Annotated in this window: 20 protein-coding genes; 11 read left to right on the forward strand and 9 right to left on the reverse strand. The window is 71.1% G+C overall.

The genetic code is table 11. From position 1 onward, the window contains the following. Window positions 1-13: 13 nt before the first annotated feature. From ACFVYN_RS21460 to ACFVYN_RS21475, 4 genes are all read right to left on the reverse strand, one after another. Complete coding sequence (locus ACFVYN_RS21460) at window positions 14-634, reverse strand: cytochrome b/b6 domain-containing protein (protein WP_390000874.1); 621 nt, start codon at window positions 632-634, stop codon at window positions 14-16. Next, complete coding sequence (locus ACFVYN_RS21465) at window positions 618-1346, reverse strand: molybdopterin-dependent oxidoreductase (RefSeq protein ID WP_390000876.1); 729 nt, start codon at window positions 1344-1346, stop codon at window positions 618-620. The genes ACFVYN_RS21460 and ACFVYN_RS21465 overlap by 17 nt, the downstream gene beginning before the upstream one ends. A 168-nt stretch (window positions 1347-1514) precedes the next feature. After that, complete coding sequence (locus tag ACFVYN_RS21470; protein ID WP_390000878.1) at window positions 1515-3047, reverse strand: APC family permease; 1533 nt, start codon at window positions 3045-3047, stop codon at window positions 1515-1517. A gap of 28 nt (window positions 3048-3075) precedes the next feature. Continuing rightward, window positions 3076-4026: a hypothetical protein gene (locus tag ACFVYN_RS21475; RefSeq protein ID WP_390000880.1), complete on the reverse strand. Its 951-nt coding sequence runs from the start codon at window positions 4024-4026 to the stop codon at window positions 3076-3078. A 548-nt stretch (window positions 4027-4574) separates the two neighbouring features. Between ACFVYN_RS21475 and ACFVYN_RS21480 the strand changes: the two genes are divergently transcribed. From ACFVYN_RS21480 to ACFVYN_RS21510, 7 genes are all read left to right on the forward strand, one after another. Further along, window positions 4575-5468 carry a DMT family transporter gene (locus tag ACFVYN_RS21480; RefSeq protein ID WP_390000882.1) on the forward strand — a complete coding sequence of 298 codons (894 nt, stop codon included), beginning with the start codon at window positions 4575-4577 and terminating at the stop codon, window positions 5466-5468. Between the two features lie 533 nt (window positions 5469-6001). Continuing rightward, complete coding sequence (locus ACFVYN_RS21485; RefSeq protein ID WP_390000884.1) at window positions 6002-6517, forward strand: NUDIX hydrolase; 516 nt, start codon at window positions 6002-6004, stop codon at window positions 6515-6517. A gap of 51 nt (window positions 6518-6568) precedes the next feature. Further along, window positions 6569-6961 carry a YidH family protein gene (locus ACFVYN_RS21490; protein ID WP_390000886.1) on the forward strand — a complete coding sequence of 131 codons (393 nt, stop codon included), beginning with the start codon at window positions 6569-6571 and terminating at the stop codon, window positions 6959-6961. Continuing rightward, a complete protein-coding gene (locus tag ACFVYN_RS21495; protein ID WP_390000888.1) occupies window positions 6958-7290 on the forward strand; it encodes a DUF202 domain-containing protein in 333 nt (110 codons plus the stop codon). The genes ACFVYN_RS21490 and ACFVYN_RS21495 overlap by 4 nt, the downstream gene beginning before the upstream one ends. A 155-nt stretch (window positions 7291-7445) precedes the next feature. Next, on the forward strand, window positions 7446-7742 hold the full coding sequence (locus ACFVYN_RS21500; RefSeq protein WP_390000889.1) for a hypothetical protein: 297 nt from the start codon (window positions 7446-7448) through the stop codon (window positions 7740-7742). Window positions 7743-7928: 186 nt separating this feature from the next. Then, the gene (locus tag ACFVYN_RS21505) at window positions 7929-8963 is read left to right on the forward strand and encodes a phosphotransferase family protein (protein ID WP_390000891.1); all 1035 of its coding nucleotides are present in this window, start codon (window positions 7929-7931) and stop codon (window positions 8961-8963) included. A 5-nt stretch (window positions 8964-8968) separates the two neighbouring features. Next, complete coding sequence (locus ACFVYN_RS21510; RefSeq protein WP_390000892.1) at window positions 8969-10183, forward strand: acyl-CoA dehydrogenase; 1215 nt, start codon at window positions 8969-8971, stop codon at window positions 10181-10183. Window positions 10184-10191: 8 nt separating this feature from the next. Here ACFVYN_RS21510 and ACFVYN_RS21515 read toward each other — a convergent pair whose 3' ends face one another. The 3 genes from ACFVYN_RS21515 to ACFVYN_RS21525 are packed head-to-tail and all read right to left on the reverse strand — an operon-like array spanning window position 10192 to window position 13249. Then, complete coding sequence (locus tag ACFVYN_RS21515; protein WP_069761261.1) at window positions 10192-10785, reverse strand: TetR/AcrR family transcriptional regulator; 594 nt, start codon at window positions 10783-10785, stop codon at window positions 10192-10194. Window positions 10786-10811: 26 nt separating this feature from the next. Next, on the reverse strand, window positions 10812-12479 hold the full coding sequence (locus tag ACFVYN_RS21520; protein WP_390000893.1) for a class I adenylate-forming enzyme family protein: 1668 nt from the start codon (window positions 12477-12479) through the stop codon (window positions 10812-10814). Continuing rightward, the gene (locus tag ACFVYN_RS21525) at window positions 12476-13249 is read right to left on the reverse strand and encodes an SDR family oxidoreductase (protein WP_390000894.1); all 774 of its coding nucleotides are present in this window, start codon (window positions 13247-13249) and stop codon (window positions 12476-12478) included. The genes ACFVYN_RS21520 and ACFVYN_RS21525 overlap by 4 nt, the downstream gene beginning before the upstream one ends. Before the next feature lie 113 nt (window positions 13250-13362). On the opposite strand from ACFVYN_RS21525, the gene ACFVYN_RS21530 reads away from it, so the two are divergent. After that, window positions 13363-14598 carry an exo-beta-N-acetylmuramidase NamZ domain-containing protein gene (locus tag ACFVYN_RS21530; RefSeq protein WP_390000896.1) on the forward strand — a complete coding sequence of 412 codons (1236 nt, stop codon included), beginning with the start codon at window positions 13363-13365 and terminating at the stop codon, window positions 14596-14598. A gap of 71 nt (window positions 14599-14669) precedes the next feature. After that, window positions 14670-15983 (forward strand): serine-threonine protein kinase, encoded by a 1314-nt coding sequence (locus ACFVYN_RS21535; protein WP_390000897.1) that lies wholly within the window; start codon window positions 14670-14672, stop codon window positions 15981-15983. 34 nt (window positions 15984-16017) lie between these two features. On the opposite strand, the gene ACFVYN_RS21540 is transcribed toward ACFVYN_RS21535, so the two are convergent. Then, window positions 16018-18804: a penicillin acylase family protein gene (locus tag ACFVYN_RS21540; RefSeq protein WP_390000899.1), complete on the reverse strand. Its 2787-nt coding sequence runs from the start codon at window positions 18802-18804 to the stop codon at window positions 16018-16020. Window positions 18805-19039: 235 nt separating this feature from the next. On the opposite strand from ACFVYN_RS21540, the gene ACFVYN_RS21545 reads away from it, so the two are divergent. Together ACFVYN_RS21545 and ACFVYN_RS21550 are read left to right on the forward strand one after the other, a co-directional pair. Then, window positions 19040-19642, forward strand: a complete 603-nt coding sequence (locus ACFVYN_RS21545; protein ID WP_031043581.1) for a hypothetical protein — start codon at window positions 19040-19042, stop codon at window positions 19640-19642. 91 nt (window positions 19643-19733) lie between these two features. Then, window positions 19734-20456, forward strand: coding sequence for a 3-keto-5-aminohexanoate cleavage protein (locus ACFVYN_RS21550; RefSeq protein ID WP_390000901.1), 723 nt, complete (start codon window positions 19734-19736; stop codon window positions 20454-20456). Here the strand turns inward: ACFVYN_RS21550 and ACFVYN_RS21555 are convergent. Beyond that, complete coding sequence (locus tag ACFVYN_RS21555; RefSeq protein ID WP_390000903.1) at window positions 20402-21136, reverse strand: hypothetical protein; 735 nt, start codon at window positions 21134-21136, stop codon at window positions 20402-20404. The two genes, ACFVYN_RS21550 and ACFVYN_RS21555, sit on opposite strands and share 55 nt — an antisense overlap. Window positions 21137-21204 lie beyond the last annotated feature (68 nt).

Consider the following 21204-nt stretch of genomic DNA (forward strand, 5'->3'; position numbering starts at 1 on the left):
CGCCCCCTGTCGGCTACGGCCGCCACAGGGGGTGTTCGCGTTCCGCCCACTCCCGGCTCACTTCCCCGGTCCTCAGTCCCCGCCTCGCCTCCGGGTCGCCGAGGGCCATCCCGATGTGGCCCGCGAGCACGATGCCGACGGTGAGGGCCAGCCAGTCGTGGACGAAGGTCGCGCTGGTGCGCCACTGGATCGGGGTGAGGTGCGTGAACCACATCAGCAGGCCGGTGCCGAGCATGACCAGGCTCGCGCCCGCGATCCAGGCGGCGTAGACCTTCTGGCCCGCGTTGAACTTGCCCGCGGGACGGGACGACCTGCGTTTGTCGCGGTGCAACGCGGCCCGCAGCCAGACCCGGTCGTGCGGGCCGAAGCGGTTCAGGAAGCCCAGGTCGGCGCGGAGGGCGCGGGAGGCCAGGCCCAGGAGGACCGGGAGCGGCAACGCCAGGCCCGCCCACTCGTGGACCCGGACCACCAGCTCACGGCGGCCGACGAGTTCGGCGAACTGGGGGATGTACAGGAAGGCCGCCGTCACCACGCACACGCCCATCAGTGCGGCGGTCGCGCGGTGGACCCACTTCTGGCTGCGACCGAACCGCCGCACATGTGCCTTCGGTGGTGCGTCAACTCGTAGGGTCATCGTCCCGCCCGTTCGATCGGCCCACCCAGGCGTCCACGTCGTAGCCCCGGTCCTCCCAGTAACCCGGCTCCACGTCCTCGGTGACGGTGATGCCGGACAGCCACTTGGCCGACTTGTAGAAGTACATCGGCGCCACATAGAGGCGGACCGGGCCGCCGTGGGTGTGGCCGATGTCCTTGTCCTGCATGCGCAGGGCGACCAGGACGTCGGGGCGGCGGGCCTGGTCGAGGGTGAGGCTCTCCGTGTACGCCCCGTCGAAGCAGCTGAAGCGGACGGCGCCCGCCTTGGCGCTCACTCCGGCGGCGTCCAGCAGCGCGGACAGCCGTACGCCTTCGAAGGGCGTGTCCGGGACCCGCCAGCCCGTCACGCACTGCACGTCCTTGACCAGCCGGGTCTGGGGCAGCGCCCGCAGGTCGGTCAGGGTGTACGTCCGCGGGCGCGAGACCAGGCCGTCGATCCTGAGCTGGTAGTTCTCGGTGTTCTTGTGCGGCACCGACGACGTCACCGAGTAGTAGCGGAAGCCGCCGCCGTTGGGGAGCAGGCCCGTCAGACCCGTGGGGTCCTTGTCGGCGGCACTGCCGAGGAAGGCCTCCAGGCCGCGTTGCAGGGTGGGCGCGGCGACCACGCCGAGGGCGCCCAGGCCGAGGGTGCCGAGGAGGACACGGCGGCCGATCGGCGTACCGGGCTGCTCCTCGGGCTGTTCGGAGTTCACGTACTCATTCGAACACCCGCGAGGCCTGCGGGACCAGGAATCGCGGGTGCTCGTCAGACTTCCGTAACCACTTCTCACCCGGATCTCAGTGAGCATCCGGTGCGGGGAGGGTGGTGCGGAGGGTGCGGGTTGCGCGGAGCGTGCGGGCTGTGCGGAGGGTGCGGAGGGCTACGACGCCTCTTCCGCCGCCTTCTCCAGCTGGAACGCCTCGTTGCCGAGCCCGATCCGGGCGTGCGCCTCGGGCCTGCGGGCCCGCAGGAGCAGTCCCTGGGCCACGCCCACCAGCAGGGCCAGCCCGATGATGCCGGGCAGCACCCAGCTCAGCGAGGAGCCCGGGCCCGCGCCGACCAGGACGTCGAAGTCCTTCACGGTGTAGACGGCGATCACCAGCAGGGCGATCCCCGCGAGCGCCGAGGTGACCAGCCGCCAGGCCTGGGCGCCGGCCGCGCCGCGCCGGACGAAGAAGACGATCACGGAGGCGGAAGCAGCCGCCATCAGCAGGATCACGCCGAGGGCGCCGATGTTGCCGAACCAGGTGAACAGGTGCAGGACCGGCACCGTCGGGTCGCCGGTGGGCTTGTCGTCGGCGACCGCGAAGACGGCCACGACCACCACGGACACGGCGGTCTGGAGCAGCGAGCCGGTGCCGGGCGCGCCGCTCGCGCTGTTGGTGCGGCCGAAGGCGGCGGGCAGCAGGCCCTCGCGGCCCATGGCGAAGGCGTAGCGGGCGACGACGTTGTGGAAGCTGAGCATGGCCGCGAACATGCCGGTCACGAACAGGACGTGCAGGATGTCCGTGAAGGTGCCGCCGAGGCGGGACTCGGTGAGCCCGAAGAGCAGTCCTGCGCTCTGCTTCTGGGACTCGGCGACGATCGCCGAGGGTCCGGTGGCCACGGTGAGGGCCCAGCTGCTGAGCGCGAAGAACACGGCGACGCCGCCGACGGCCAGGAACATCACGCGCGGCACCAGGATGTGCGGGCGGCTGGTCTCCTCGGCGTACACGGGCGCCTGCTCGAAGCCGAGGAAGGCGGCGATGCAGAAGCACAGGGCGGTGCCGACGCCGGCGCCGCTGAGGGTGTCCGGGTTGAAGGCGTGCAGCGACAGGCCCTGGGCGGCGGGGTCGGCGACGGCGGCGATGTCGAAGATCACGACCAGGGCGACCTCGACGATCAGCAGGACGCCGAGCACGCGCGCGTTGACGTCGATCTTGAGCCAGCCGAGCGCGCCGACGACCAGCGCTGCCACCAGCGCGGGTATCCACCAGGCCACGGACAGGTCGGTGTAGGTGGCGAACAGCCCGGAGACCTCGAAGCCGAAGATGCCGTAGATGCCGACCTGGAGCGCGTTGTAGGCGACCAGGGCGACGAGGGCCGCGCTCGCCCCGGCCGTGCCGCCGAGACCGCGGGAGATGTAGGCGTAGAAGGCGCCCGCGTTGTGGACGTGCCGGCTCATCTCGGCGTAGCCGACGCTGAACAGGACGAGGACCACGCCGAGGACGACGTAGAGAAGGGGCTGGCCGACGATCCCCATCACCGCGAATGTAGTGGGCATGACACCCGCGACGACCATGAGGGGCGCGGTCGCCGCGAGGACAGAGAGCAGCAGGCCCCCGGTGCCGAGGCGACCGGCCCGCAGAGCGCGGTCCTGCCCCTTGAACGTGCTGATGCCTGGTCTGCTCTTGCTGGAACTCTCGGTGGCCATGGGACCGTCCTTCTGGGGTTCGGGGGTGTCACACCGTGCCGAGCGCGCTGTCGCGGGCGGCACGGAAGGCGGAGTACGGCTCCCGGTCCGGATAGGACCAGGGGGCCGGGGTGGGGCGTTCGCCGATGCGGTGGAAGAGGGCGGCGGCCTCGGCGCTGCGGCCCTCGCAGACCTTCGCGTGGGCGAGGAAGTTGAGGTCGACCAGGCGGCGGGGGTGTCCCTCGTGCTCCCATTCCAGCCACCAGTCGAAGGCCGCCTTCATCACCTGCCGGGCCCGGCGTCCGGTCCAGTGGGCGGAGGCGGCGGGGTCGTGCGGCTCGTGGCCCGCGGCGGCCAGGGCGCGGTAGCGCTCGGCGTGCGCGATGACCGGCAGGATCGCGAGCGGTGAGTCGGCGGGGGCCTGCTCGGCGGCCCAGTTGGCGAAGTCGTAGACCTCGTGCAGCGGGTCGGGGCCCGTCTCGGCACGGCGCTCGGCGAGCCGGGCGACCATCAGATGGTGGGCGTGGTGGTGGTCGGCGTACCGCTGCCGGATCTCGCCGAAGACGTCGGCGACCTCGTCCGCCGCCCCGAGGTCGCGCTCCAGCAGGAGCAGGCCGAGCCAGGGGGTGGGGTCGGCGGGCGCCAGGCGGGCCGCGGTCCGGCAGGCCTCGCGGGCCGCGGCGGGCTTTCCCTTGCCCCGCCGGACGCGCTGGACCAGGGCGAGGGCGAGCAGTACGGCGGCGTCGGCGGAGTCCGGCTCGGCCACCAGCCAGTCCCTGGCCCAGGCGTCGCTGTACGGCTCGGCCGCGAGCACCGTGACCCGGTGGCCCCGCCGGTCCCAGTCGTCACCCGTCCGGGTGAGCAGCGCCCGGGCCGCCTGCCATCTGCCCTGCGCCAACGCGGCGCGAGCGTCGATGAGTTCGGCGTCGTCGAGGGCCGCGTCGAAGGCCTGGGAGGCGCGTTTCCGACTGCGGCCGAAGGGGGGTGGGGGCGGGGACACCGTGTGGGTCTTCCTCACGGAAGGTGGGGCGTGGCGGGGGGTGCGTGGAGCGGGTGCGGGTGCGGGTGGGGCAAGCTCAGGCATCTGGTGGGGCGCCTGTGTTCCAGGGGATGCGGTGGGCCGGGGAGTGAAGGCGACGGGTGGGGCGGAAGGGGGTGCCTGGGCGGAATGCGGGCAGGCTGACAGGCGATGTGGGCAGGTCGGGGGGACGATTCGCACCGCCATCGACTGATCACGCACAGCCAACCCTCCGCCAATGGTTTGCGTCAAGGGCCGAAGGCACATTACACGCGTCAACTCTCCATACCTGAGAGCAAGTTGTGACGATGTGGTGCTGGTGGGACCGGGTCGAGGGCCGCCGCTGTGGCGTACGCCATGGCGCCCTCCTCCCCCGCACCGCACCATGACGGGACACCCGCCGCCGAGAATGGTTCGGTGGCCGAGTCGACGGCCCGAATCCGGGTACTCCCAGGGGCAAGCCGGACACTGGGACGCTAAAGTCGGCGACTACCACCCCGCCGCCCGGCCGGACGATCGAGGTACGCAGCGTGTCGGTTCTGGTTCTGATTCTCGCCGTGAGTGCTGCCTGTTGCCTGGGCTTCGGCTTCGTGCTGCAGCAGAACGCGGCCCGTCAGGCCCCGCTGAGCGACTTCCTGTCCCCGCGGCTGCTCCTCGACCTGATGAAGGTGCCCCGCTGGCTCGGCGGCATCGGTCTGATGATCGCCGGCATGGTCCTCGGCGCGATCGCGCTGGGCCAGGGCGAGGTCTCCCTGGTCGAACCCCTGCTCGCCACGAACCTCCTCTTCGCCCTGGCCCTCTCCCGCAAGCAGACGAAGCAGCCGCTGGGCCGTCAGGGCTGGGCCGGGCTCGTGCTGCTGGCGGGCGGGGTGACCGCGTTCATCGTGGCGGGCGAGCCGCGCGGCGGAACGGCGGTGACCGACCCCTTCCGCCACTGGCTGATCATCGGCGTCATGATCGGCCTCGCCCTGCTGCTCACGACCTACGCCAAGCGCTCCCGCCTCAGCTGGGGTCCGGTCCTGCTGGCCCTGGCGGCCGGACTCCTCTACGGCGTCCAGGACGCCCTCACCCGGGTCAGCGGCCAGCGCTTCTCCGAGGGCGGCCTCGCGGAGCTGCTGACCGGCTGGCAGCCGTACGCCGTGCTGGCCCTCGGTGTCACGGGGCTCGTCCTGGTGCAGAGCGCGTTCGAGACCGCGCCGCTGCGGATGTCGCTGCCCGCGCTGACGGCGGCCCAGCCGCTCGCCGGGATCGTGTGCGGGGTGGGCTTCCTCGGCGACCGACTGCACACCGACACCGCCGCGCTGACCTGGGAGGCGCTGGGGCTCGCGGCGGTCGTCGCGGGCATCGTGCTCCTGGGGATGCACCCCGCGATGCCCGACGGAGCCACCCAGTCGGAACCTACGCGTAACCTCCAGCCGAGCTGAGGCACGCGCCGGCGGGGACGCGGGTCGTTGTGTGGACGGGGGCCCCGTGCGAGGTGGGTCCCTGCGCGGAGGCGGGCGTCTACTTGGCTGCGGACCCGTTCGCGGCGGTTGCCGGGCCCGGCACGAGGCGGGGGACCCGGCAAAGGTGAGCGGTACATCTGGCAACCGACCCGTGCGCGGCTGTACGACCCCGTACGGGCGAGGGAATCGGCACGGGTGCGCGCCCCGACGTGGCTGTGGGCCCGTGTGTGACTGCGGGTTTCGACATGCGGACCCGGCATAGGTGCGGGACCTGTCATAGGTGCGGGACCTGTCATAGGGGCAGGCCGGGCAGGAGCGGGCGATGCCCCTTGGCTACGAGCCACGCGCGCGGCTACAGGACCCGGCACGGGGCGGACTTGCACGGGTGCGCGCCTCGACGTGGCAGGGGGCCCCGCATGGATACGTGCTTCTACCCGGCTGCCGCCCCCGGCGTGTATGTCCGCCCCCGCCCCGCCCCCGCCCCGCTGCCGCCCCCTGCTTGGATGGGGGACATGAGCGCTGCTGACGAGATCCTCGACATCGTCGACGAGTACGACAACGTCGTAGCCCAGTCCCCACGCGGCGCGGCCTATGCCGAGGGCCTGCGTCACCGCTGTGTCTTCATCCAGGCCAGGGACGCCGAGGGCCGCCTCTTCGTGCACCGCCGCACCCCCACCAAGCTGGTCTTCCCGTCCCTCTACGACATGTTCGTCGGCGGAGTGGTCGGCGCGGGCGAGTCCTACGACGACGCGGCCCTGCGCGAGGCCGAGGAGGAACTCGGCGTGAGCGGGCTGCCCCGCCCGGAGTTCCTCTTCAAGTTCCTGTACGACGACGGCACCGGCCGTACCTGGTGGTCCGCGGTCTACGAGGTCCGCTGCGAACTCCCCGTGAGCCCCCAGGTCGAGGAGGTCGCCTGGCACGACTTCCTGCCGGAGGACGAGGTGGAACTGCGTCTGCGGGACTGGGAGTGGGTACCGGACGGACTGGCGGCCTACGAGCGGCTCAAGGCGTACCGGTCGACGGGGTGAGCGAGGGCCCGGACCACGTCATTCCACTACCCGGCCGATAGGCTCGTGCGCGTGATCGATTTCGCACGGAACGTCCGCGTCTGGTTCGCCCCCGAGGGGGTTCGGCAGGAGGGCCGCACCCCCGACTACCGGTTCTCACTGGCCAATGAACGCACCTTTCTGGCCTGGCTGCGCACCGCGCTCGCGCTGATCGGCGGCGGTTTCGCCGTGGATCAGTTCCTGCCGGATCTGCGCTGGGGCTGGCGGGTCGGACTGGCGCTCGCGCTGCTCGCGGCCGGCGTGCTGTGCTCGTTGCGGGCGGTCAACCACTGGGTGCGGTGCGAGCGGGCGATGCGCCGGGGCGAGGACCTGCCGGTGTCGCGGTTCCCGGCGCTGCTGAGCCTGGTGGTCGCCGTGGTGGCCGTGGCCATGGTCGTCGTCGTGCTCGTCGGGTGGGAGGGGTGAGCGAGGCCGCCGGGGGCATCGCCGTGGAGCGCGACCCGGGGCTCCAGCCCGAACGCACCCGGCTCGCCTGGCGCCGTACGACCCTCTCGGGCACCGTCTCCGCCGAGCTCGCCGTGAAGACCGCCCTGCACGGCGGCCCGTCCCCCGCCGCCCTCATCGCCTGCGCCCTGTGCTGCACGCTGTGGCTCGGCCTCCTGTACCTCGCCCACCGCCGCATCCACACCCTGACCTCGTCAGACACCCCACCGACCCTCACCCCGCGAACCGCCACGACAGCCGTTCTGTGCGCGGTGGCGATGGCGGTCTGCGGGGCGGCGCTGGTGTTCTGATCCGGGGTTCGTACAACGGGTCCGGCACCGGGGACACCCCCGTGCCCCGCGCCCGCGCCACACGCCACACGCCACACGCCCAGAATCGTCCGATATGCACCCCACCCATGGCACCCTGTCCGACGTCATCGCCCGTCGCTTCGAAGGTGAGCACCATGACCGCCCTCCACCACGAACACGCCTCCCACGCGCACACACACGGCTCGGACTGCGGACACACCGAGGTGGCGCACGAGGGTCACGTCGACTACGCGCACGACGGGCATCTGCACCGCGAGCACGAGGGGCACTGGGACGAGTGCGAGCCCGGTGGGCATGTCTCGCACGAGGGGCACGACCACCGGCACGGTCAGGACTGCGGACACGAGAGCGTCCTGCACGGCGACCATGTCGACTACCTCCACGATGGCCACCGGCACGCCGCCCACGAGGGCCACTGGGACGACCACTGACCCGACCGAACAACCCCAAGAAGCACCGAGACGCACCGAGAAGCGCCCCCGACAGCTCCCCGCCGCACCGCGCGGGGAGCTGTCGGCCTATCGTGGGCCCGATCACGTTCCCCCTCCCCTCTGGACTACATACCGACCAGTCGGCATGATGGTCGGGACCCGTTCACGCACGCGTAAGGAGCCCTGATGAGCCCCGACCATCCGCCAGGCCTCGATCTCGACCGGCTGCGCGGTCTCCTCGACCGCGAGCGGCCAGGTCTGGTGCAGGGCCCCCTGACCGGCCGGCTGATCGAGGGCGGACGGTCGAACCTTACGTACGCGGTGTCGGACGGCGCCGCGAAGTGGGTCATACGGCGGCCTCCGCTCGGCCATGTCCTGGCCACCGCGCACGACATGAAGCGCGAGCACCGGGTCATCAGCGCCCTGCACCCCACGGACGTGCCGGTGCCGAACACCGTCCTGCTGTGCGAGGACGAGGAGGTGCTCGGAGCGCCCTTCTACGTCATGGAGTTCGTCGAGGGCACCCCGTACCGCACCGCCGACCAGCTCGCCCCCCTCGGGCCCGAGCGCACCCGCGATGCCGTGCTGTCCCTCGTCGACACCCTCGTCGAGCTGCACGCGGTGGATCCGGCGGAGGTCGGGCTCGCGGACTTCGGGCGCCCCGAGGGCTTCCTGGACCGCCAGCTGCGCCGCTGGGGCAAGCAGCTGGACGCCTCCCGCAACCGCGACCTCGCCGGCATCGACGAGCTGCACGCGACACTGGGCCGCCGCCTGCCGAACTCCCCCGCGGCCACGGTCGTGCACGGCGACTACCGGCTCGACAACGTCCTGATGGGCGACGACGACCGCATCAAGGCGATCCTCGACTGGGAGATGTCCACCCTCGGCGACCCGCTCACCGACCTCGGGCTGCTGGTGATGTACAGCCTGCCGCTGGGCATGCCCGACTCCCCGGTCTCCACGACCGCCCAGGCCCCGGGCCACCCGGATCCGGCCGAACTGGTCGCGCGGTACGCCGAGCGCTCCGGGCGGGACGTCTCGGCGGTGTCCTGGTACACGGCGTTCGCCTGGTTCAAGCTCGCCGTGATCCTTGAGGGCATCCACTACCGCTACACCCAGGGCCAGACGGTCGGCCGCGGTTTCGACCGCATCGGCGATCTCGTCCCGGTCTTCATCCAGCACGGTCTGACCACGCTTCACGACGGCATCCAGGAAGGCTGATCCGCATGGACTTCGCGTTCGACGCGCGCACCGAGGAGCTGCGCGCCAAGCTGCTCGCCTTCATGGACGAGTACGTCTACCCCGCCGAGGCCGTCGCGGAGGAGCAGCGCGCCCTGCTGGCCTCGCCGTGGGACACCCCCGCCGTGGTGGAGGAGCTGAAGGCCGAGGCCCGTCGCCAGGGCCTGTGGAACCTCTTCCTGCCCGACGCCGAGTACGGCGCCGGCCTCACCAACCTCCAGTACGCCCCGCTCGCCGAGATCACCGGCCGCTCCCCGCAGCTCGCGCCCACCGCGCTGAACTGCGCGGCGCCCGACACCGGGAACATGGAGGTGCTGAGCCAGTTCGGCGACGAGCAGCAGAAGAAGCAGTGGCTGGAGCCGCTGCTGGCCGGTGAGATCCGCTCGGCGTTCGCGATGACCGAGCCCGACGTGGCCTCGTCCGACGCCACCAACATCACCACGCTCATCGAGCGGGACGGCGACGAGTACGTCATCACCGGCCGCAAGTGGTACATCTCCGGGGCGATGAACCCGGACTGCAAGATCTTCATCGTGATGGGCAAGACCGACCCGGACGGCGAGGACATCCGCCGCCAGCAGTCGATGGTCCTCGTCCCCCGGGACACCCCCGGCGTCACGATCAAGCGGGCGATGCAGGTCTTCGGCTACGAGGACCACTACCACGGCGGCCACGCCGAGGTGGTCTTCGACCACGCGCGCGTACCGGCCTCGAACCTGATCGGCGAGGAGGGCGGCGGCTTCGCCATCGCCCAGGCCCGCCTCGGCCCGGGCCGGATCCACCACTGCATGCGGCTGATCGGCATGGCCGAGCGGGCGATCGAGCTGATGTGCCGCCGCGCGGTCTCCCGCAACGCCTTCGGCAAGGCCCTCGCCCAGCAGGGCGTGGTCCACAACTGGATCGCCGACGCGCGCGTGACCGTCGAGCAGCTGCGGCTGCTGGTCCTGAAGACGGCCTGGTTGATGGACACGGTCGGCAACCGGGGCGCCCACGCCGAGATCCAGTCCATCAAGATCGCCACGCCCCGCGCGGTCGTCGACATCATCGACCGGGCCATCCAGCTGCACGGCGCGGGCGGAGTCAGCCAGGACTTCCCGCTGGCCGAGCTGTACGCCGGCGCCCGCACCCTGATGATCGCGGACGGCCCGGACGAGGTGCACCAGCGTTCGCTGGCCCGGCGGGAGCTGAAGAAGTACCTCTAGGAGGCGCTCTACGGCCGCAGGGCCCGCAGGAGGAGGTCGGCCAGGTGGTCGGCGACCTCCTGCGGGCCCATCGGGCCGTCCGGGCGGTACCAGGTCGACAGGTGGTGGACGGACCCGAAGTGGTAGTCCACGACGAGATCGGCCGGGGTCGCCTTCGAGAAGACGCCCGCTTCCTGGCCCTCCTCGACGAGCGCCCGGAAGCGCTCGTGGTACTTCCGCCGCTCGGCGCGTACCTGCTTGTTCTTCTCCGGGCTCAGGTGGTGCATCGAGCGGAAGAAGATCATCGCGTCGTCGAGGTTCTCGATCGTGGTGACCACGACGTCCGCGGCGGCGGCCCGCAGCCGCTTCTCGATCGGCTCGTCGGCGTTCGCGAGCACGTCCAGGCGCTCCTGCTGGACGCGCAGCACACGCGCGTACACCTCGTGCAGGAGGTCGTCCTTGGAGCCGAAGTAGTGGTACAGCGCCCCCTTGGTGACGCCGGCCGCCTCGACGATCTCCTGCACGGACGTGCGGTCGTAGCCCTGCTCGGCGAAGAGCCGGGTGGCGGCGGCCAGCAGCCGCTGCGGGACGGGCGTACCGTCTCCGTCCGTCGTCCTGGGCACTGTGCCGCCACCTGCCTTTCAAGAGGTCATTCGCCGTTGTGCGGTCGGGAACGCAGTTCCCGACGGAGGATCTTCCCACTGGCCGTCTTCGGCAAGTCGGGCAGGATCTCCACCTGCCGCGGGTATTTGTAGGCGGCCAGTCTCTCCTTGCAGTACGCGGCGAGCGCACCGGGGTCGGTTTCGGCACCCGGACGGAGGCTGATGTACGCCTTGACGGTCTCCCCGCGGTACCCGTCGGGCACGCCGACGACGGCCGCCTCACGCACCGCGGGGTGCGTGTACAGCACGTCCTCGACCTCGCGCGGCCACACCTTGAAGCCGGACGCGTTGATCATGTCCTTCTTGCGGTCGACGACGTACAGCCAGCCCTCGGGGTCCATGAACCCGATGTCACCCGTGCGCAGTTCGCCGTCCGGGAAGGTCTCGGCGGTCGCCTCCGGCCGCCGCCAGTACCCGGGCACCACCTGCGGGCCGCGCACGACGATCTCGCCCTGCTCGCCGAAGGGCACCTCGGCGCCGCTCTCGTCGACGATCCGTACGACCGTCTCGGGCCCCGGCACGCCCACGGCGAGCGTCCCGGACACCGGGTCGACGGGCGCCTCCCGCTCCGGCGGCACGGACGCGCAGGGCGCGGAGCACTCGGTCAGCCCGTAGCCGTTGCGGATGTACGGCCCGAAGCCGGCCCGGAACTTCTCCACCAGGGCGGGCGGCAGCGGGGCTCCGCCCGACGAGATGTTGACGAACGAGGAGAAGTGCTCGGGGGTGACGTCCGGGTGTGCGGCCAGGGCCATGAACGCGGTCGACGGGCCGACCGTGTAGTGCGGCCGGTGCTCGGCGAAGGCGTCCAGGACCACACCCGCCTCGAAGCGGTACGCCAGCACGAGCGTGCCCACGCTGTTCAGACACGCCCCGAGCTGGCAGACCATCCCGGTGATGTGGAACAGGGGCGCCAGCGCGAAGTAGACGGGCGCCTCTGGCAAGCCGAGCCCGGTGCGCTGCCGTTCGGCGTTGTACATGATGTTGCCGTGCGTGTTGGTGGCGCCCTTGGGGGTGCCGCTGGTGCCGGAGGTGTAGCTGATCAGCGCGATGTCGGAGGGCGTGACGTCCTGTCCGTCGGGCGCCTTGTGCCCGGCCCGCGCGACGGCGACCAGGTCGTCGGCGTCCTCGGCCTGCGGCAGCCGCTCGAAGGTGAGCACGCGCGCGTCCCCGCGGGTCTGGAAGTCCAGCTCGCACCCGGTGAGCACGATCCGCACCGGCGAGCCGGCCGCCGTCTCGCGCAGATACGACTCCCAGGCCCGGTCGGAGCAGATCAGCGCGGCCACCTCGCCGTCCCGCAGGACATGGCCGACCTCCCCCGACTTGTACATGGGGTTGACGGGCACGACGACCGCGCCCGCCTTCCAGGCACCGAGCAGCGCGAGCACGAACAGGGGCGAGTTCTGGAGCAGGATCGCCACCCGGTCCCCGCGCTGAAGACCGCGCGCGGCGAGGTGCCCGGCGACGGAGTCGCTGAGCTCGTCGACCTCGCGGTAGCCGAGCCGCCCGTCGAAGTAGGCGAGGAAGGGCCGCTCGGGCGCCTCGACGACGGCCCGCCGCAGGGCGTGCACCAGCGAGTCGTCGGGTTCGATCGGCCCGCGCTGGGCCGCACTGAGCAGACCCAGCCAGGGCTTGGCGGCGTAACGGGACTCGCTCATCGGGTCTCCTCCCACTTGCGCTGGAGGTGGTTCATGCCGTCCAGCCAGCGATCGGGGTCGGCGGCCCGTGCCTGGTAGTACTCGGCGGCCTCCGGATGCGGCAGGATCAGGAACCGGTCCTCCTCGATCCCCCGGAACAGGGCCTCGGCCACGTCCTCCGGCTCGACGGCGGTCGGCCTGAGCACCAGGTCACCCGCGGTGCCGGTGGCGGCGAGCATGTCGGTGCGCACACCCTGCGGACAGATCGCGTGGACCTTGATCCCGCGGTGCCGGTACGTCAGCGACAGGTACTCGGCGAAGGCGTACGCCCCGTGCTTGGTGACGGCGTAGGGAGCGGCTCCGATCATGGTCAGCAGCCCGGCGGCGGAAACGGTCGACACGAACCGCCCGCTCCCCCGCTCCAGCCACCCGGGAAGCAGTGCGTGGGCGGCCCGGACGTGGGCCATGACGTTGACGTCCCAGGAGGCGGCCCAGCCGGTCTCGTCGAGCGGCTGGTCGGCGTTCCCGCCCGCGAAGGCGACACCGGCGTTGGCGCAGTAGACGTCCACGGTGCCGCCGAGCGCGTCCAGGGCGTCGGAGACGACGGCGGAGGCGTCCCCGGCGACGGCGATGCCCCCGATCTCCTCAGCCACGGCCTTCGCGCGGCCGGCATCGAGGTCGTTGACGACGACCCGGGCCCCTTCGGCGGCAAACCGGCGGGCCAGCGCGGCCCCGATGCCACCTCCCGCTCCGGTCACAACCACTCCGGCACCCTGCAGGGCTTCCACCATCGGTCTCCTTCGACTGCGGCTCGACTGCACGGCCAGACTAACCGGTCGGTATGTTGAAGGAAAGGGTGAGCGGAACCTCCCCACAACCCGCGGCAGCGCCTACCGTGCACCCCATGCGCCTATCCAGACGAGCTCTCCTCGCAGCGACAACGGCAGCAGCCTCACTCACCTCCGCTCCACCCACTCACGCCGCCCAGCCCAGCCGCAGGCGAACCGGCTTCGAGAACCTCGCCGCATCCGGCTACGAACAGCTCCGCGGCCAGCGTATTGGCATCGTCACCAACCCCACCGGCGTCACCCGGGACGTCCAGCACATCGTCGACGTGATGCACGCCGACGGGAGGGTGAACCTCACCGCCGTCTTCGGACCCGAACACGGCTTCCGGGGCACCGCCCAGGCCGGCGGCTCCGAGGGCCGCTACGACGATCCCGCGACCGGCCTGCCCGTCTACGACACGTACCTGAAGAGCGGCCGGCCCCTCGCCGACATCTTCACCGCCTCCGGCGCGGACACGATCGTCTTCGACATCCAGGACGTCGGCGCACGCTTCTACACGTACATCTGGACCCTGTACGACTGCATGGAGGCGGCCCAGCTCGCAGGGAAGCGGTGCGTCGTCCTGGACCGCCCGAACCCGGTCACCGGCCGCGCGGCCCTGGGCCCGGTCCTGCACAGGGAGTTCGCGACCTTCGTGGGCAGGCAGCCCATCTCCCAGGCGCACGGCATGACCGTCGCCGAACTGGCCCGTCTCTTCAACGGCGAGTTCCTTCCCGCTCCCGTCCCCCTGGACACGGTCCTGATGACGGGCTGGAGGCGCTCGGAGTTCTACGACGCCTGGGACCTGCCCTGGGTCCCCCCGAGCCCGAACATGCCGACCCCCGACACGGCTCTGGTGTACTCCGGCACCTGTCTCTTCGAGGGCACGAACCTCTCGGAAGGCCGCGGCACCACCCGCCCCTTCGAACTGCTGGGCGCGGAGGGCCTGGACGGCCGCTGGGCCGCCGCCGCGAACGAACTCGGCCTGCCGGGCGTGCACTTCAGGGAGGCCTACTTCGCTCCGACCTTCTCCAAGTTCCAGGGAAAGACCGTCGGCGGGGTGCAGATCCACGTCCACGACAGGCCTGCGTACGACCCCGTCCGCACCGGTATCGCGCTGCTCGTGACCGCCAAGAGGACCTGGTCCGGGTTCGCTTGGCGCCCGGACAACTGGATCGACAAGCTCACCGGTTCCACCCGGGTCCGCACGATGATCGACGCCGGCGCGGACACCGAAGAGGTGGTGGCGGGCTGGCGGGAGGAGCTGAGCGCTTTCCGGCGGATTCGAAGGAACTACCTCCTCTACGGATGAGCCGTGGAGTATGGCCAACTTCGCCCCGCAGCAGGACGATGCGCACCACTACGGGGACGAGGTGGTCGGTGATGGCGGATCCGGCGATGAGTGTGACGCCGTACTGGGAGCTGACGTTCGACGCGGACGGCGACCCGGACACCGGCCGGCGGGACCGGCTGCTCGCTGAGGTGGTGGGCCGGGGCGTCAGGGACCTGATCGTCTTCTCGCACGGCTGGAACAGTGACCGTTCGGGGGCGACCCGGCTCTACAGCCGCTTCTTCGAGCCGTTCCCGGAGCTAGCGCCGGCCGCGCGGCTCGGGTACGTGGGGGTCGTATGGCCGTCGATGCGGTTTTCGGACGAGCCGATCCCGGACTTCCCGCGGGCGGTGGCCGCCGAGATGCCGCCGCGTCCGGTGCTCGACAAGGACACCCGGCACGCGCTCCTCGAGACCTTTCCGGGCCGGGCCACGGTGATCGACCAGTTGGCCCGGCTGCTGGACCAGCAGCCGGGTGAGAACGCCGAGTTGGAGGAGTTCGGGCGGCTGGTGCGGATACTGGTGGAGGTCGTGCCGCCGGGGCCGCAGGCCTTGTTCGCGGCGGACACGCTGGCGGAGGGTGTGCCGCAGGACGAGCCGGAGATCCTCGCCGGGTCCGCGGCGGCCGTGTGCGAGGAGTTGGCGCAGGCCCTCGCCGGTCTCGAATCACCCGACGGGGCAGAGGAGTTCACGGTTCCCAACCCGTGGGACGGGGCGCACGAACTGCTGCGGCAGGGGACGTACTATGCGATGAAGCGGCGGGCGGGCACGGTCGGTGAGCGTGGTCTGGGGCCGGTGATCGGGCAGCTCGCGAAGGCGGCGCCCGGGGTGCGGGTGCATCTCGTGGGACACAGCTTCGGCGGGCGGCTGGTGTCGTTCGCGCTGCGCGGGCTGCCGGAGGGGGTGCGGACGGTCAAGTCCGTCACCCTGCTCCAAGGGGCCTTCTCCCACTACGCGTTCACGGCCCGGCTGCCGCACGACCCGCGGGCGGGAGGCGTGCTCCAGGGGCAGCAGAACCGCGTCGACGGGCCACTCGTGTGCTGTTTCTCCAGCCATGACTCGGCGCTCGGCACCCTGTATCCGCTGGCCTCACGGATGGCGGGTGACGCCGAGGGCGTCGCGGCCTTCGACCTCGGCCGGACACTGGGCGCCAAGTGGGGGGCGATGGGCCACGACGGGGTGCAGGCGGTGCCGGGCACGTCGTCCGTCGAACTCGCCGACGCGCTGCGGCAGCTGCCCGCGAAGGGCTGCGTGAACGTCGACGCGGCGGCCGTCGTCAGACGCGGCGGACCGCCCTCGGGCGCCCACAACGACATCTGCCACCGCGAGCTGGCCCGACTGGTGCTGGCGGCGGGCCGTATCCACTGACCCGCCGCCAGCTGCCTTACCACCAGCGGTACTTCTACCGGTGCGAGGTGAACTCCACCACCTGCTGGAAGGTCGGACGGTTCTGCCAGCTGATGTTGGAGTGCTTGATGCCGCCCAGGGTGCGCTGCACGATCGAGTCGGCGCACCACTGGTCGCCCGCCGAGCACAGGTCGTCGCCGGGGTAGACCTGGGCCGCGGTCTTGCCGGACGCGGTCTTCAGGGTGCTGATCAGGATGTCCCGGCAGGCGCCGAGACTGCCGCCGCCGCAGTACTTGTCCGCCAGCGGTCCCCGCACGCTCTCACCGAGCACCGTGCGGACGTCCTTGTCGACGTAGCTCCACCAGCCGTACTGGAAGGAGCTGCCCGCGTGGGCGCCGGTGGGGCCGTGCGCGGCCGACGGGGACTCGTCGACGGGCAGGTTGGCCTGGAAGGCGGTGTACAGGCCGGTGCCGAGGCCCGGTTCGAAGATGCCCTTGGCCAGCAGCGGCCACCACGCGTCCAGGATGCGGATCGCGTCGGTGTCGGCGTACTTCTTCGAACCCGCCGATGTCTCGGTGCGCTTGCCGCCCGCCGTCAGCCACGCCTGGAGCTTGGTCACCGCGGCCGCGGCCGTGGAGTCGGTGACCGTCGAGCTGTTGATCACCTTGAGCAGGTCCGGGAGGACGTCCTCGGCGCGCAGGTCGGCGAGGGACGCGTCCGCCATGGCCTTCACCAGCGAGGCCCGGGTGACCCCGCCAGCTGCGACCAGCTTCTTGACCCGGTCCTCCAGCAGATTGCCGCGGTGCACGGACCCGTCGCCCCAGGAGGCCGTCGCGTAGTCGAGCGCCTGCTTGTTGTTCCAGGAGATGTAGTAGTCCTGGTCGACCGAGTTGGGGTGCGCGGAAGCCGGCGTGTAGTCGGCGGTGTTAGTCGTCGGGTTCCAGTTCTTCCACTCGTACGCCGGCTGCGCCCACACCGGGAACTCGGCGTCGACGCCGGACGCGCGCACCGGGTTGTTGCCGCTGTTGTAGTACGCGGTGTGCGTGGAGTCGGCGTAGAACCAGTTGAAGGTGTAGTTGATGTGCTGCGCCGCGCTCTGGAAGGTCTGCGGGCTCTTGACGTAGTCCGGGTCGTTCAGCATCTGGAAGCCGATGATCGAGTCGGCCTCGTGCAGGTAGGAGGAGCGCAGGGTGGTGTAGGCGACCTTCTTGCCGCCGACGGTCGCCCGGTATTCGACAGGGCCGTACTTCGTGCGCCAGACCCTCATGGTGTACGACCCCGCGGCGGTGCCGTCGGCCGTGGTCGGGGCCCAGGAGTTCTTCTGCTCGATCTTGTCCATGGCCGTGCAGGTGCCGTGGTACAGGTAGTGGTAGTCGTCCTGGCACAGTTCGACGGCGTAGGTGTCGATGATGTCCTGGCCGGAGGTCGTGGCGGACCACGAGTAGTCCTGGCCGCGGCCGAGTTCGACGTACATGCTCAGGCCCGCGAAGGAGGCGCCGCGGGCGCTGATGCCCGGGCCCTGGATCTCCTGGAGCATGAGGAGCTGGGGTGCGAAGTATCCGGTCTGCGGCCCGAAGACGGCGACCGGGTGGCCGCTGGCGGTGTACTTCCCGCTGACGACGAGGGCGTTGGACATGCCGCGCCTGGCCGAGCTGAGGGCGTTCGCGGTCGCCGTGGCGGAGGCCGCGCTCGCGCTCTGGTCGGCGCCGGTGCCCGTGGGGTCGTAGACCAGGGGTTCGGTGCTCACCGAGCCGGCGTCGGGCAGCGCCTGGCCCTGCGGGTTCGCGGGCTTGGCGGCGTACGGGAAGCTCTCGCCGTTGTGGACGGTGAGGGCGGCCTCGGGGTCGTTGCGTTCGCGGAAGGACTCCCAGACCTGGGTGCCCTTCGTCACGCCGTACTGCTGCTGGGCGGCCAGCAGCGAGATCGCGTTGTTGACCTCGCCGCCGCCTCCCGAGCCGAACAGGGAGCCGATGACGGAGGCCAGCGCGACCAGGTCGGTGATCTTGAAGTGGTCGATGGTGCCGGCGTTGGTGACGGAGTCCTTGTGGCCGGTCAGGACGTACTCGCCGGGGAAGTAGCGGCCGCTGTCGGAGGCGTCGATGTAGGAGTTGATGCCGGCGAGATAGGCGTTGGCGTCGGCGAGGGCCTGTTGGCCGCGCGCCCCGTTGGTCGCGACCGCATTGTCGATCTGCGCCTGGAGATCGGCCTCGCTGTAGGGCGCGTTGCGCCAGAACTGCTGCTCCAGGCCCTGGTTGGAGGCGGCGCCGCCCGCGAAGGCGGTGAGCTGGCCGCGACCGACGTGCCGGAAGACGTCCATGAGCCACAGCCGGTCCTGGGCGGCCGCATAGCCCGCGCCGAACTCGGTGCCGTATCTGGTGGTACCGGTGATGTGCGGCACGCCCGTCTTCTTGTCACGGACGATCGTCACGTCGGTGCGGCCGGCGGGACTCAGAGTGGAGGCGACTTGGTCGGACGGGACCCCGAAGGACGCGTCGTTGAAGAAGGTGTTGATCGTGGAGTTGGTGAGCCCGGAGTAACCCTTGGCCAGGTTGGCGTAGGGGCCGAGCTGGTCCTCGGCGTGGTCGGGCTGGGTGCCGAAGGCCTGGTTGAGGAGGACCTGTGCGAGGGTCGCGTTGCCGTTCTCGCCGGGCGGCAGGATGTCGGAACACTGGCCGCCGCAGTAGTCGTTGGCCGCCGTGGCCTCGGCGGCCGACGCCGTCTGAGCAAGCGGGGACAAAAGACCGGCAATCAGGACGCATATGGATGCGGACTTCAGGAACCCGGTGAGTCTGCCGGGAGTTCTCAGTCTGTCGAGTGCGGTGCGTGAGGTGCGCCGAGGCATGGCAGCTCCAACCGACGGGGGGTGTGGCCGGACGTTACCGCCGGTATCCCCGAGATTGAAGATGAACATGCGTCAAGTTTTGGCAGGGGTTCTCGAGCTTATGGGGGGCATCGGAAATCGGATGGAGCCAAATCGCTTGTCGATACGTCTATTCGGCAACGTCGCGCGAAGTCCGCACGGCGACAACGCCGAAGTGACCGAAGTACAGGTGCAGGTGTGACGGAGGTGCAGGGCGATGGCCGGTTTCCGGAGTCTGGCGAGACAGGTGCGGGATCCGCGGTGCGATCTGGCGCTTCGGCGCTACTCGCTGCGCAAGTGCCTTGAGCGGTTCGCTCCTTACGGACACAGGGCGACCTGGGACCACTTGTGCTCCCGGGCGGGATTCGGTCCCGAGGACCGCTCCCCCGATCCGGCGCGGCTCGTGGCCGCACTGGAGGAGCTGGAGGAGGCCCGTTCGGTCTGGCTGGCCTACGAGGTCGAGTTCGCCGAGCGGCGCAAGAAGGAGAAGCACGACGGGTTGCGCAGGCCGGGCAGTGTGGACGACTGGCACCGGCTGACCTGGGGCGGATTCGGCGTCGCATGGTGCGACGACCCCCGGGTGCACCCCGATGATTCGCTGGCCGAGGTGCTGCGCAGGCTGATCTCCGCGTTGGAGCGCGAGCCGGGCGCGGTGTGTCCGGTGTGCGACGGGGAGCGGCTCGTCTGGAAGTACGAACTGGACCATGAACCCTCGACCGGCCCGGTCTGCGTGGACTGCGGAATCCTGGTGCCGCGGCCCGTGCTCACACCCGAGGCCCTGGCGGACGCCAGGCGCGGACGGTTGCTGATGTCGGCCTAGAGCGTGTGGGCGCACCGGGGGTGCGCCGGGGATGCCGCACCCCCTGTTTTGACGGTGTTGAACCGTCGGTGCCGCCTGGCACCATCGAGGAATGGTGCAGGTGTGTCTCAACGGCCCGCGCGGGGCCGCCGACGGAGCGGCGGTGCCGCTCACTCCCGAGTCCATGGCGCAGGCGGCGGCCGAGGCCGTCGCGGCGGGCGCCACGGACATCCATGTCCACCCCAAGTCGCCTTGCGGGCAGGACAGTCTGTCGCCGCGGGTGGTCGCGGCGACGCTTGAGGCGATCCGTGCGCGGGTGTCGGTCCCGGTCGGTGTGACGACCGGTGCCTGGGCGGAACCGGACCCGGCGGCCCGGCTCGCCCGTGTCCGGGCCTGGACCGTGCTGCCCGACCACGCCTCGGTGAACTGGCACGAGCCGGGTGCCGAGGCGCTGGCCGAGGCCTTGGTCGACCTGGGGGTCGGGGTGGAGGCGGGCATCTGGTCGGGCACCGACGCGGCGGCCCGGTTCGCGGTGTCTCCGCTCGGACCGAAGGTGCTGCGCGTCCTCGCGGAGGTGACGGACACGCAGGCGGCGGAGGCGTCCGCGCGCACGCTCCTCGGCGAGCTGGGCACGGCCCACGGCCGCCCGGTGCTGCTGCACGGCGAGGACGCCGGCGCCTGGCCGGTACTGCGGCTGGCGGGCCGCCTCGGCCTGGCGACCCGGGTGGGCCTGGAGGACACGCTGGTCCTGCCGGACGGCCGACGGGCCCTGTCCAACGCTCAGTTGGTGGCCGAGGGGCTGGTCCAGTACGGGTGCGCCCAGCGCTCGTCGTAGGGCAGGGCGAGGAGTTCGGCGCGGATCGCCAGGTCGGGCTCGCCCTGGGCGCGGAGGCGGGCGGGTGCGTGGGCTGCCAGCCAGGACTGGAGCGTGGCCACGAGGGAGTCGTCGTCGCCGTGATACCACCAGCTGAACGGCGAGTCGTCGGTGATCAGGTCGTACGTCCAGGTCTTCGCGCAGCTGACGACGTGCGCCTCGGCGGCGGGCCGTGCCCGCAGGCGGTCGAGGAGCGGGACCAGGTCGTCCAGGATCGCGCCACAGGTCTCGAACACGTCGGGGACGGGATACGGCGGCTCGGGTGTCGTGAGCGTGTCGTCCCACCAGGCGTGCACGAACGCCTCGACGGCCGCCGCCTGCTCGGGCGGCCAGGCCCGCCAGTCCACCCGGCTCAGGCCGTGCGCCCCCCAGCCGACGTCGTCCAGGCTGCCGTCGGCCATGGCGTGCGCGGTCTGCGGCAGGAGGCGGCGCATCACCGCCGCGTGATCCTCGAAGTGACCGGGGCTCTCGAAGACGAACCGACGGACCAGATCGGCGGGCACCCGCGTGTACGGCGTACGCAGATATGCCGTCTCCTCGGGGAGGTAACACAGCTCGCAGCCGGTCTCGGTGGGACTGGCGAAGCCGTTGAAGACGGTGTCGATGTCGGCGAGGGCCGCGTCAAGGGCCGTAGATGTCATGGGAGTTGGTCCCGTCAGGACTCCGGGCCCGGCGTCGACGCCGACCGAAGATCGCGACGCTACCAGGC

Source organism: Streptomyces sp. NPDC058307 (assembly GCF_042880295.1).
GTDB lineage: Bacteria > Actinomycetota > Actinomycetes > Streptomycetales > Streptomycetaceae > Streptomyces.

What these genes read in the sequence shown, in the direction of transcription:
- ACFVYN_RS21460 (WP_390000874.1), bottom strand. Translation starts at nt 634, where the DNA reads ATGACCCTACGAGTTGACGCACCACCGAAGGCACATGTGCGGCGGTTC.
- ACFVYN_RS21470 (WP_390000878.1), bottom strand. Translation starts at nt 3,047, where the DNA reads ATGGCCACCGAGAGTTCCAGCAAGAGCAGACCAGGCATCAGCACGTTC.
- ACFVYN_RS21485 (WP_390000884.1), top strand. Translation starts at nt 6,002, where the DNA reads ATGAGCGCTGCTGACGAGATCCTCGACATCGTCGACGAGTACGACAAC.
- ACFVYN_RS21500 (WP_390000889.1), top strand. Translation starts at nt 7,446, where the DNA reads ATGACCGCCCTCCACCACGAACACGCCTCCCACGCGCACACACACGGC.
- ACFVYN_RS21505 (WP_390000891.1), top strand. Translation starts at nt 7,929, where the DNA reads ATGAGCCCCGACCATCCGCCAGGCCTCGATCTCGACCGGCTGCGCGGT.
- ACFVYN_RS21510 (WP_390000892.1), top strand. Translation starts at nt 8,969, where the DNA reads ATGGACTTCGCGTTCGACGCGCGCACCGAGGAGCTGCGCGCCAAGCTG.
- ACFVYN_RS21520 (WP_390000893.1), bottom strand. Translation starts at nt 12,479, where the DNA reads ATGAGCGAGTCCCGTTACGCCGCCAAGCCCTGGCTGGGTCTGCTCAGT.
- ACFVYN_RS21525 (WP_390000894.1), bottom strand. Translation starts at nt 13,249, where the DNA reads ATGGTGGAAGCCCTGCAGGGTGCCGGAGTGGTTGTGACCGGAGCGGGA.
- ACFVYN_RS21530 (WP_390000896.1), top strand. Translation starts at nt 13,363, where the DNA reads ATGCGCCTATCCAGACGAGCTCTCCTCGCAGCGACAACGGCAGCAGCC.
- ACFVYN_RS21535 (WP_390000897.1), top strand. Translation starts at nt 14,670, where the DNA reads ATGGCGGATCCGGCGATGAGTGTGACGCCGTACTGGGAGCTGACGTTC.
- ACFVYN_RS21540 (WP_390000899.1), bottom strand. Translation starts at nt 18,804, where the DNA reads ATGCCTCGGCGCACCTCACGCACCGCACTCGACAGACTGAGAACTCCC.
- ACFVYN_RS21545 (WP_031043581.1), top strand. Translation starts at nt 19,040, where the DNA reads ATGGCCGGTTTCCGGAGTCTGGCGAGACAGGTGCGGGATCCGCGGTGC.
- ACFVYN_RS21550 (WP_390000901.1), top strand. Translation starts at nt 19,734, where the DNA reads ATGGTGCAGGTGTGTCTCAACGGCCCGCGCGGGGCCGCCGACGGAGCG.
- ACFVYN_RS21555 (WP_390000903.1), bottom strand. Translation starts at nt 21,136, where the DNA reads ATGACATCTACGGCCCTTGACGCGGCCCTCGCCGACATCGACACCGTC.